Origin of the sequence: Streptomyces sp. NPDC004111 (assembly GCF_042874215.1) — a bacterium.
Classification (GTDB): domain Bacteria; phylum Actinomycetota; class Actinomycetes; order Streptomycetales; family Streptomycetaceae; genus Streptomyces.
This window is the reverse complement of record NZ_JBIAMU010000044.1, coordinates 18,051-28,044: the sequence shown is the minus strand read 5'-3', so window position 1 is coordinate 28,044 and position 9,994 is coordinate 18,051. Positions and strand designations below refer to the sequence as shown.

The window sequence follows — 9,994 nt, the reverse complement described above, 5'->3', positions numbered from 1 at the left end:
CCCTCGGGCGCTCCGCGCCCGAGGACGCCGGTCCACTCCGTGGCCCTGCGCTGCCGGTGGCCGCTTCGCGTCCTCCGGCGCAACCGGCTGCGCCGGTTGCTGTCCAGCGCTCCGCGCTGGCAACTCCCCTGCTCCGCAAGGGAGTTGGGCCCGCTCTCGCGGGCGGCTGGCTACGGGGTGGGGTGGCCGGGGTTGGTGCAGAACGGATAGGTCTGGCGCAGACCGGATGACCGTCTGGGACGTGCGTCAAACTTGGTGGCCCGCTTGGTTGGTTCCAGGATATCTACTACCAGACGTGCCCAACTCCCCCGCCGATAAACGGGGGAGTTGGGCATCTGCCGGTGCGTCAAAATGAGGTCCGGCTACGTTGTCTTGTCAGCGTCCATACCCTCTGGCCACCGGCCGGTGCGTAGCTTGTGCCGGTAGATGGTGGCGAACACTTCGAGCGTCTTGGCTGCGTCCGCCTCAAAGTAGTAATCGACGTCGTCGGACGCGTCGAGGTCGAATGAGTACCCGCATCCGCCGTCTTCACCGCCGCAGGGGCATTCGTCGGTTTCCCGGCCCTTGCATGTGTACTGGTCGATTTCTTCTGCGTACCGGTCTGACCATTCGACGGCTTCGGCCATCAGGTCGAGAATTGCGGCGGGTACCTTCACCTTCGCTTTGGTGGTCACGCGTCCAGCTCCTCTGTCAGTCCTGGCCAGTGCGGGAGAGGCTTGCCCCTGTCGGCCATGGGGCGGGTCGGCGGAATGGGCGTCCGGGGGTAGGGAATTCCGGCCTCATAGGCGGCTTGTAGGGCGTGTGCCGCGTCTCGGAAATTCCGGAGTGCTTCCAGCTCTCCGTACGAGTCGTGGGGGTATCCCATGTAGTCGTCCATGGCTTCCTGCATTTCCCGGATGGAAACCGCCGGGTCGGTGACGTAGCCGAGATTTCCGGCCGCGTCGACGGCCCATACCTCTTCGCCGTCGAGGTCGATGTCGCAGGCGCACTTGAGCGCTCCGCATTTGTCGCACTGAAAGAGCCAGTCGGGCCGGATTTCGAGGTGTGACGTGTGGTCGCCACACGTCCCGCATTTGATGGGGATCAGGCTTTTTCCCGCTTTCTGAATTCCTGGTGGGGGTCTGTTTGCCTCGCGGGGAGGGGGTGCGCCCCGTGGGAGGGGCGCACCGTGGGGCGGGCTAGTCGGTGTGCTGGTGGGTGACTGCGTCGCCCCATGCGGCGACGATGTCGGCGGGGGTGCGGTCGGTCGGGACGGTGCGGGGCCGGGGGGTGCGGGCCGGGGTCCACTTCGGGGCGGGGCGTGTGGCGGCGGTCTGGATGATCGCGCGGACGTGGTCCTCGTGGGCGCTCCGCTCGTGCACCCTGGCGATCATGAGGGCTTCCGCTTCGGCGCGGGTGCGGATCGGTCGGCGGTCGGTGCGGCGGACCTGGCCGGTCTTGGGCCACTGGGAGGGGGTCTTGCCCCTGGGGGGCTCTTCGCGGGCGATGGTCCATACGCCCTTGTGGTGGGCCACGTAGAGGCGGTGGCGGCGCCATGATGCGGTGACCGTCCAGCGCTGCACGGCGGTCGCCTCGGTCTCTTCCCAGCAGAGCGTCACATGCACGGGTGGTGTCCTACTTCCGGGAGGTGGGGGGTGCGCCCCGGCGGGGCGGGGCGCACCGTGGGGCGGGGGTCAGCGGCGGTCGCGGGGCTTGATGACGAGGCTCTGCCGGAGGGCATCGCGGGCGGTGTCGATCAGGTCCAGTGCGGTGAGGGCGGTGTCCTCGGTGAGGACGTGGTGGCATCCGCGTGCGTCGGGCAGGCCGGTGAGGAGGACGCTGCCGTAGACCTTGTCCGGGCCGTCGGTGCCGCACATGACGGTTCCGAGAATGTTGTGGGGGAGTCCTTCGGTGGGGTCGGTGACGCCGTGGAGGACGATGTCCCCGATGGTGCGGAGGGGGTGGAGGGGGTAGGCGGCCTTGTCGGCGGATGCCTGGATCGGGAGCGCGATCTCTCCGGCCTCGATGGTGGTGGTGTAGCCGTTGGTGTCGAGGAGGTACAGGTACACAGGGGTTTCCCTTCGGTGGGGGTGTCTGGGGGCGGCCCGGTGCTACGCGGGCCGTGAGGGGGGGGCGGGTGATGCTGTGGGGCATCACCCGCCGTGTGGTGGGGTGTTAGCCGCCGTAGGTGGCGACGCCGGTGGAGGACATCGCGGTGACCGTGGCGCCGGTGGCGTCGGCTGCGTCCATGAGCAGGGTGGCGAGCAGCATCGCGTCCTCCAGGCTGAGGAAGCGGTACATGTCGTCATGCAGCAGGGCCACGGACGGCCCGCTGAAGAGGACGTGTCCCCGGATGGGCTCGCCGAGGAGCGCGGAGGCGAGCGGGGAGGCGTCGCCGTCGTCCTGGACGTGGGCGACGATGCCCTCTGCGGTGGCGGGGACGGTGAGGGTGCGGTGGGTGCCGCTGGACGCCGTGATGAGCGCGACCGTGTCCCCGGGGGTGGCGGGGCAGTGGTCGATCAGGCCGTCAGTGGTGAGGGAGACGAGTCCCGGCATGGTGGTGCCTTTCGGTGGGGTGGGTGGTGTCTGGGTGTCGGGCCGGTGCTACTCGGTCCGACAAGAAAACAGTACCGCACTTCCCTCACGGCGCAAGGATCTTCGGCGCCTCCGTCCGGGTGAATCGCCGCAGGTCACCCGCCCTTCGCCCGCCTCGCGCCCCGTGGACTGCGGAGCTGTCCACCCCTGCCCCGACAGGGCGCGGAGCGCCCGCCTGAGGGCCGATCACACAGCGGGCGGCCCCCTGGGCCTCCGGCTGTCCAGCGGCCCCGGAGGGCCCCGGAGGGGACCGGCGTACTTGATCGCGGAGCGAGCAAGGGACGGGCCGCGTAGCGGCCCCGCGTCGTCTCTGCGGAGCAGAGCGCGCGCAATGAGAGGCAGTGACCCGCGCTGCGCCCCCTCCCGCGCTGCGCCCCCGGGCCGCGCCGCTGCTCCCCCGCTGGCCCGCGCTGCTCCCCCGCTGGCCCGCGCTGCTCCCTGGGGTGGCCCGCGCTGCTCCCCTGCCGGTCCGCGCGGGTCCGGCTGTGCCGTGCTGCTCCCCCGCTCCCCTGGTGGCCCGCTTCGGCTAGGCCGCGCTGCTCCCCCGGCCTCCGCGCCGCTGCTCCCCCCGGGGGCGCCGCACCCGCACCCGCACCGTGTGCGGGTGCGTTGAACGGGTGCCGGGCGTCGGCCGGCACCACGGAGCATCGATCGGAGACCGTATGAAACCCGCCCTGTCCCACGTCGGTTCCAAGGATGAATTCGAGTACCTGACCCCCGTCATGCCAGCCGTCCACGAACTGCACCTGGCGCTTGCCGGGGCTGATGTCTCCCACCTCGTGGCGCCGGGCGAGGAGATCGCGGGCACCGTTGACGCGTGCTTCAGTCCCGACACTGCGGTCTGGCTGGCCAGCCTGGTGCGGGCGGCCACGCCCAAGCCGCCGGTGGGCTGATCACCCCCGGGCCGCTCCCGGTGGGCTGGCGGGCTGCTGCGCCCCGGTCCGTGCGGCTCTGCGCCCCTGGGCCGGGGCGCGGGGCGGGCGGGCGGTGGGACCTGGTGGCGTCCTGGCACCAGGACCAGGACCAGGACCAGGACCACGGCCAGGACCACGGCCAGGAGCACCACGACCAGGGCCACGGCCAGGAGCAGGACGGCGGGGGCGACGGCGGCGGGTGAACGGCGGGGCGGTGGGCGGGTGGTTCAGTCCGTGGTGCGCCCCCGGGCGGCGGCCAGTGCGCTCCTGGCGGTGCGGGTCGGGTAGCCGAGTCGGGCCGTGATGTCGGTAGCGGTGAGGGACGGGTCGGCGTCGAGGAGCTGCGCGACCGCGTCCGCGCGGAGCGCGGCCAGTGTGCGGGTGGCGGTGTCCTGGTGGACGCCGATGGCGTCCGCGACCGCGGAGGCCGTCACCGTCGGGTCCGCGGCGAGGAGTGCGGCGGCGCGGGGGCGGATCTCCTCACGCGGCAGCAGGTCGCCGGTCCCGCGCGGCCGGCCGCCCCGGGCACGCTTGCCCGCGTCCCCGGGGCGTGCCGCTGCCCATGCCTGGATCTCGCCCCGCCTCCAGTGCTCCACCCCGCACACCGTGCGGCGTGCGGCGCGCAGTTCTGCCGTGTCGCGGGCGTAGGAGTCCCAGGTGCGGGCGGTGACGGCGAGGAGGTCGGCGGCCTCCTGGCGGTCGAGGAGGTCCTCCTCCTGGTCCTCCTGCGGGAGTGGCGGGACGTCCCTCCCGGCGGCCCACGCCGCCTGTTGCTCTGCGTCCCACAGGACGACCCGGGCGCCGGGGCTGCTGACGGGGGCCGGCCGCCCCTCGGCTTTCGCGCGCTTGCGGTTCTGCCACGTCCCGAGTGCCATTCCCTCGCTTCTCGCGAGGTCTGCGGAGGTGAGGACGTGGGCGGTGCGCCCGGCACGGATCATGCGGCAACTCCCAAGGGGTGAGGGCGAGTCGGCGCGGCACACACCGCGTCATGAAAACTGTAGTGGACTTGCCGCACTTGTGGGGGTGCGTGGCACACTGTGTATGCGCAATGCCCTTCGCGGGTGGTGTGTTCTGGTAGGCCGGCGCCCTGTGCTACCCGCCCCCCTTTCAGGAAGGGGCGGTATGGGCGCCGTCCGCTTGCAGGGGCAGGGCCCGGCCATCTGTGGTGGCCGGGCCCTTCTTGCTGCACCGCACGGTGCGGGGCGTGCGCCCCGCACCGGCTATTCGGCGTGCGTCAGGTAGCGGTCGTACCTGCTGCACTCGCATTCGCAGTTGTGGGACTTTCCGCAGGGGCAGGGCTCACAGCAGTAGTGGCCGCCGCAGTCCCGGCAGATGGATCCTCCGCAGTCCTCGCACATCGTCATGCCCCCTTCGCCGGGCATTCGGCCGCCCAGTGCCAGAGCTGGACGGGCTCGCGGTCGTGCTCGGGACACCCCGCCTGCGGGGTGGTGACGCCGCCGCAGGGTTCCTTGGGGCAGACGCACCCGGGGTAGGCACCGCCCGCCGGGGCGGTGCCGTGCTTGACGTACCGGCTCGCGGCCGCGATGGCGTCGACATCGCGCGGGGGCAACTGGGCATGGCGGCCCTGGTGGAGGACGTAGCCGTGCCGGAGCACCGCGAGGCGGGCGGGGCCGGCCTCCATCCACGCCGACTCGATCACGTCCGCGTCCGGGGCGTCCTGCACCCCGGCGAACCACCCGGCCAGGTCGGCGTCCGGCGCGGTGTGCGCGACCAGACGCAACTCCGTCGCGTCCGGCCACGGCGCGGACCCGGCGAACACTTCGTACGTCTCGGTGAACGGGCCGGTGCCCTCGTGCGCTTCGTACGTCACGACCAGGACGTCACCGGCACGGGTCGGCGCCCACGGCGCGCTCTCCAGCCGGGCAGCCCCGCCGGTGAGTGCCCCGATCTCGCCCACCAGGTCCCCGGCGTGCCGGGCCCGGTCGGCGGCCACCAGCGGCGAGGGCACAGACGCCGAACCGGTCGTGGGCCTGCCGGTTGTGGGCGTACCGGTCGTGGCCGTGCCGGTCGGCGCCGTGCCGCAGTGGCAGGTCACCACGGGGTGCCCGGTCGGGTGCTTGCCGTGGGCGCGCACCCAGGCGTCGACCTCCTCAGCACGGAACCGCGGGCTCTCCTGCGTCCCTGCCCCGTGGACCGGCGGGGGGAAGTCGGGGTGACGGCGGCGCCAGTTGGCGACGGCCGGGTAGCCCACCCCCAGGCGTCGCGCGATCGTGGCCAGGCTCACCACTGCCCCCGCCTCCGTCTCGGTCTCGGTGTTGTCCACGGCGCTCACTCCTCATGCTCCGCCGGGCACTGGATTGGCCCGGCTCGATGGGCACAGAACATGACAGACCGGCAGGAACAGCGTCAAGTGGGCTGATTCCGGGGCGAGTTGGGGGCGTGCGGCTAGATACCCGCACGTGTGCGCGAGGACGGAATCACCCCTGAGGGTGAACGTGGAACCGGTCCGGTCCGAGGGGTTGTAAAGCACTTTACGTGTTCGTAAAGTGCTTTACATGACGCAGATCGCGCACACCCGGAGCTACATCACTCAGACCCAACTCGCCCGCGCCTACCATCAGTTGGGTCACCGACACGCCCCCGAAAACCAGTGGGACGCCACCCTGCTCATCGACGAAAACCTTGTGCTGTGGTGGGCGTGCCCGGCACTGGAAACGCTGCTGCCGGGGGAGGACGGGCCGCCCCGGCAGAGGTGGCACGTCATCGAGCGGGCCGGTGAGCTGGACTGGCCGCCGCTGCGCCCCGAGGCGGAGATCTGGCCCGCGCTGCTGGAGCGCGACCCGATCCCGACCAGCGACCAGGCCGAGCGCCAGGCCGCCATGTACGGGCAGAGCGTCGAGGAGCGCCACCGCGAGAGCCTGCGCCGCCACTACCTCGGCAGCGCCCACCTCGGCACCACCAAGCGCAACCCGACAGACGTCAACTTCGACCCGATCGTGCGGGACTGGTCGGTGACCGCGCGCGAACTGGCCGACTTCATCGACACCCACCGGCCGCCGAAACTCAGCACCGAACAGCGGGTGATGGCACAGGGCGCGCGCCTGGTCGAACTGGAGCGGGAAATCGCCCGCACCAAGGACAGCCTGGGCCACCTGATGCGCAACGCCGCCCGGGAACAGGGCGACCCGCTGCCGCGCGGCTACCGGGCGCAGCTCGCCCGCTGGTCCGGCGTCACCAAACCGACCGTCACCGCCTGGCTGTCCGACACCGGGTGCTGCGAGGACGCCGTACCCGACGAGACCAGCACCCCCCACACCCACACCCCTGAGGACCAGGAGCAGACGCCGTGAGCGACACCATCCGGATCACCCCCAGCACCACCGGCAAACGCATGCTGATCACCAGCCCCTACAACGCCGACTTCGTGGACGCCGTCAAGGAGATCGGCGGCCGGTGGGACGCCACCAAACGGGCGTGGAGCGTCGCCGCGCGCGACGAGGAACGCGCCCGTGCGCTGATGCGGGAGTACTACGGCACGGACGGCACCGGCGTCCCCGACCTGGTCACCGTCCGCATCCGGCTGGATCTCTTCGAGCAGCACGGCAGCACGGCGGGCGCACCGGCGGAGGCCCATTTCGCCGGCCGCGTCATCGCCAGCCGCCCCGCACGCGACGCCAAGGTGCGGCTGCACCAGGGCGTCGTCCTGGTCGAGGGCACTCTCCCCGGCGCCGGCGGCAGCATGCGCTACCCCCGGCTCCACGCCCCGGACGCCGTGGTGGAAGTACGCGACGTGCCGCGCGCCGCCCTGGGCCAGTACCAGGCCAACTGGTACACCATCGTGGAGGAGGACACCGCCCCGCAGACGTCCGAGGCAGAGCAGCTGCGCGCACGGCGCGCCGAACTCCTCGCACAGGTCGCGGAACTGGACACCCTCCTGCACGAGCTGGACCCCCAGGGCCCGGACGGGACGCCCCCGCCCCGGGACGACGAGGAGCGCCAGGACCAGGAGCGCGCGCAGCTCGTCGCGACCGTCACCGAATCCGTCACCGCCACCGTGACCGCGTCCGTGACCGCGCGCCTGAACGCCGAGCACCTCCGCGACAAGAGCGACGCCATCCGCGAACTCGTCCGCGACCAGGAGACGCGGGAGCAGCAGCGGGCCGAGCACGAGCAGCACGAGCGCGACCAGGCGGCCGCACGTGAGCAGCGAGAGCGCGACCAGGCCGCCGCACGCGCACACGCGACCCTGATCGCGCCGCTCGCCTGCCGGTGCGGCGCCCACACCTGCCCGCCCGTCGGCCTCACCGTCGCCCAGTACGCCGCGCAGCAGGGCATCTCCCCCAGCGCGGCCCACGCCCGGTGCCGGGTGGGCAGCGTCCCCGCCGTCCAGTACCGCAGCCGCTGGTACATCACCCCCGACCCCACCTGACCCACCACACAGGCCCCGGAGGCGGGGAACACCGAATCCGGAGTTCCCCGCCCCCAGGGCCCACCCGCGCCATACAGTGAGACAGGAGATCTCCACACGAGTGGAGGTGAACCGACAGGAGCCCACGGGCACCGACCGGCACCTCACCTATGGCACACCAACGCCATACCCTCTCCCCCATCACGGGGAGCACACCGAAGAGGGCGTTGCCCCCCACCTACCAGGGGGCAACGCCCTCTCCCACACCCCCACCCCACACACCAACGGCACACCAACGGCCCGCACACCGGGGGATGCACGGACCGTGGCGCAGGGGCCCCATCAGAGTCTGATGGGGCCATACCGGGCGCGAGTATCACAGGGGTGGTGTGTGACTCTCGCCCGGAGCATCAGACTCGCTCTAGTTGCTTGGGTGGGCGCGCCCACTCACGGCCGGACTGCTCCGACCGGACGAACGCCATGGGTCGCGCGGTCTGGCGCAGGTGATACGGCAGGGACGGGTCGACCCAGTCCGGAATGATGTCTTTCAGGATGCCGACGTGCCCGCGTCCGTCGCTGACTTTCGTACCGATGTCCCGCTTAGTGATCATAGTCAGCACCGGCTCCCGTCCCGGTGGTTCCGGATTTCCTTCGCGGTGTCGAATTTCTCTGTGTGCGTCGTGGCCGTGTGGAACTGCTGCACCAGGGCGGTGCAGACATCGCAGCCTTCCTCAGCGACAAATCCGTAAAGCCACGAATCACCGTCAAGGCTGATGGGCTGCTCTTGGACTCCGTTGTGCCTGGTCATGGGGGGTATCCCTCGCTTGCCTGCGTGGTATCAGCCAGCGTCGTCCGCAGGATGACGCCCGTCTAGTGGCATTGGTAGTGGCAAATCGCAGCAGAGCAGCGGAAGTTGCATGCCGAGTCCCGAGAGCGGGGGCACGATGGGGATATGGAAATCGGAGAGCTGATCAGGGATTTGCGGCGGGCGCGCGGCTGGTCTCAGGGTCGCTTGGCGTCGGAGATCAATCGGGCGTTCGGGGCGGGGCTGAATCGGGAGTACGTGAGCGGCTGGGAACGTTCCAGGCATGTACCAAGGGCGCGCTACCTCCGGTACCTGTCGGCCGTCCTGGACGTGCCCCTAGCGGTTCTGGAGAGTGCAGTGGAGCGCCGTATCTTCCTGACTGACCTGGTGGGGACTGCCATAGCCCCTGTCGTCGCCTCAGATCTGCTGTCCGAGGGGTTCGCCGCCCGGCTGGCCGGCGGCCCCTCCCCGGACGAGTGGGAGGCGAAGCTAGCCACGTACGGAACCCAGTACATGTCGCTGGGCGCGGCGGACATTCAGCGGCGGGTGTCCGGGGAGCTGGTGGTGGTGCAGCAACAATTGGACCAGCCGCGACTGTGGTCTGTCGCCTCCCGGCTGATGACCCTGTACGCGAAAACCTTCCCCGGGGCCGACGGCTCCCGGGCAGTCCACTGGTACCGGATGGCGGCCCAGGCCGCCGACGAGTCAGGAGACGACGCGGCCCGCGTCTGGGTACGCGGACGGGCCGCGATTGCTCTCGGGTACGAGGGAGCGTCGCTGCGGGTCGCGGACATGTTCGCCGATCAGGCGATGGCGATCAGTGACCGGCCCTCCCTGGGCCTCCTGACCGCGATCTACGGCCGTGCGCACTCCGCCGCCCTGCGGGGCGACACCGAGACGGCCCGGATGCTGGCAGAACGGGGGCAGCGGGTGTTCGATGCCGTCGGGTCGGCCGACCAGACTTCGGACTACGCCGTGCCCTGGTGGCGCGTCAATGTGTTTCGCTCCCTGTTGCTGGCACGGCTCGGAGACGAGCGGGGGGCGGTTGCCGCGCAGGACGCCGCACGGGCAGAACTCCCGGCATCGCTGCCACGGTTCGCTACCCACCTGGAGCTGCACCGGGGCCTCATGCTGGCCCGATCCGGTGACCATGCCGGGGGCGTCGCCTACGCCCAAAGCGCGCTGGACGCGCTCCCACCCGAGCGCCACTCGCTGACGCTGCGGATGCTCATGGAGGAGATCCATACCCGGGCCGACGGAGCCGGGACCGGGGCGTGACCCTAGTGCCGCGTCGCGGGGCTGAACAGGCAACAAAAAAGGCCCGGATCGGCT

The 9,994-nt window shown here is 71.2% G+C and carries 11 protein-coding genes; 5 read left to right on the top strand and 6 right to left on the bottom strand.

Annotated elements, in window-relative coordinates; translation table 11 throughout:
* Nucleotides 1–362: 362 nt before the first annotated feature.
* A complete protein-coding gene (locus ACFYVL_RS43990; protein ID WP_389255694.1) occupies nucleotides 363–674 on the bottom strand; it encodes a hypothetical protein in 312 nt (103 codons plus the stop codon).
* Between the two features lie 176 nt (nucleotides 675–850).
* Here ACFYVL_RS43990 and ACFYVL_RS43985 point away from each other — a divergent pair, with 176 nt between their 5' ends.
* A complete protein-coding gene (locus tag ACFYVL_RS43985; protein ID WP_389255692.1) occupies nucleotides 851–1,048 on the top strand; it encodes a hypothetical protein in 198 nt (65 codons plus the stop codon).
* A 130-nt stretch (nucleotides 1,049–1,178) separates the two neighbouring features.
* On the opposite strand, the gene ACFYVL_RS43980 is transcribed toward ACFYVL_RS43985, so the two are convergent.
* The 3 genes from ACFYVL_RS43980 to ACFYVL_RS43970 form a co-directional block, all read right to left on the bottom strand.
* Entirely contained in the window at nucleotides 1,179–1,604 is a 426-nt protein-coding gene (locus ACFYVL_RS43980; RefSeq protein ID WP_389255690.1) for a hypothetical protein, read from the bottom strand.
* A 69-nt stretch (nucleotides 1,605–1,673) separates the two neighbouring features.
* On the bottom strand, nucleotides 1,674–2,048 hold the full coding sequence (locus tag ACFYVL_RS43975; protein ID WP_389255688.1) for a hypothetical protein: 375 nt from the start codon (nucleotides 2,046–2,048) through the stop codon (nucleotides 1,674–1,676).
* Between the two features lie 106 nt (nucleotides 2,049–2,154).
* Nucleotides 2,155–2,535 carry a hypothetical protein gene (locus ACFYVL_RS43970; protein ID WP_389255686.1) on the bottom strand — a complete coding sequence of 127 codons (381 nt, stop codon included), beginning with the start codon at nucleotides 2,533–2,535 and terminating at the stop codon, nucleotides 2,155–2,157.
* Between the two features lie 701 nt (nucleotides 2,536–3,236).
* On the opposite strand from ACFYVL_RS43970, the gene ACFYVL_RS43965 reads away from it, so the two are divergent.
* The gene (locus tag ACFYVL_RS43965) at nucleotides 3,237–3,467 is read left to right on the top strand and encodes a hypothetical protein (RefSeq protein WP_389255684.1); all 231 of its coding nucleotides are present in this window, start codon (nucleotides 3,237–3,239) and stop codon (nucleotides 3,465–3,467) included.
* Nucleotides 3,468–3,715: 248 nt separating this feature from the next.
* On the opposite strand, the gene ACFYVL_RS43960 is transcribed toward ACFYVL_RS43965, so the two are convergent.
* Nucleotides 3,716–4,363 (bottom strand): hypothetical protein, encoded by a 648-nt coding sequence (locus ACFYVL_RS43960; protein WP_389255682.1) that lies wholly within the window; start codon nucleotides 4,361–4,363, stop codon nucleotides 3,716–3,718.
* 485 nt (nucleotides 4,364–4,848) lie between these two features.
* Nucleotides 4,849–5,772 (bottom strand): helix-turn-helix transcriptional regulator, encoded by a 924-nt coding sequence (locus tag ACFYVL_RS43955; RefSeq protein ID WP_389255680.1) that lies wholly within the window; start codon nucleotides 5,770–5,772, stop codon nucleotides 4,849–4,851.
* Between the two features lie 232 nt (nucleotides 5,773–6,004).
* On the opposite strand from ACFYVL_RS43955, the gene ACFYVL_RS43950 reads away from it, so the two are divergent.
* From ACFYVL_RS43950 to ACFYVL_RS43940, 3 genes are all read left to right on the top strand, one after another.
* Nucleotides 6,005–6,799 (top strand): hypothetical protein, encoded by a 795-nt coding sequence (locus ACFYVL_RS43950; RefSeq protein ID WP_389255678.1) that lies wholly within the window; start codon nucleotides 6,005–6,007, stop codon nucleotides 6,797–6,799.
* A complete protein-coding gene (locus tag ACFYVL_RS43945) occupies nucleotides 6,796–7,878 on the top strand; it encodes a hypothetical protein (protein ID WP_389255676.1) in 1,083 nt (360 codons plus the stop codon). The genes ACFYVL_RS43950 and ACFYVL_RS43945 overlap by 4 nt, the downstream gene beginning before the upstream one ends.
* A 931-nt stretch (nucleotides 7,879–8,809) precedes the next feature.
* On the top strand, nucleotides 8,810–9,940 hold the full coding sequence (locus tag ACFYVL_RS43940; RefSeq protein WP_389255674.1) for a helix-turn-helix domain-containing protein: 1,131 nt from the start codon (nucleotides 8,810–8,812) through the stop codon (nucleotides 9,938–9,940).
* The last annotated feature ends 54 nt before the right edge of the window (nucleotides 9,941–9,994 follow it).

Bases quoted from the DNA above. Each gene is read 5' to 3' on its own strand.
- ACFYVL_RS43970 (WP_389255686.1), bottom strand. From the start codon at position 2,535: ATGCCGGGACTCGTCTCCCTCACCACTGACGGCCTGATCGACCACTGC.
- ACFYVL_RS43965 (WP_389255684.1), top strand. From the start codon at position 3,237: ATGAAACCCGCCCTGTCCCACGTCGGTTCCAAGGATGAATTCGAGTAC.
- ACFYVL_RS43960 (WP_389255682.1), bottom strand. From the start codon at position 4,363: ATGGCACTCGGGACGTGGCAGAACCGCAAGCGCGCGAAAGCCGAGGGG.
- ACFYVL_RS43950 (WP_389255678.1), top strand. From the start codon at position 6,005: ATGACGCAGATCGCGCACACCCGGAGCTACATCACTCAGACCCAACTC.
- ACFYVL_RS43940 (WP_389255674.1), top strand. From the start codon at position 8,810: ATGGAAATCGGAGAGCTGATCAGGGATTTGCGGCGGGCGCGCGGCTGG.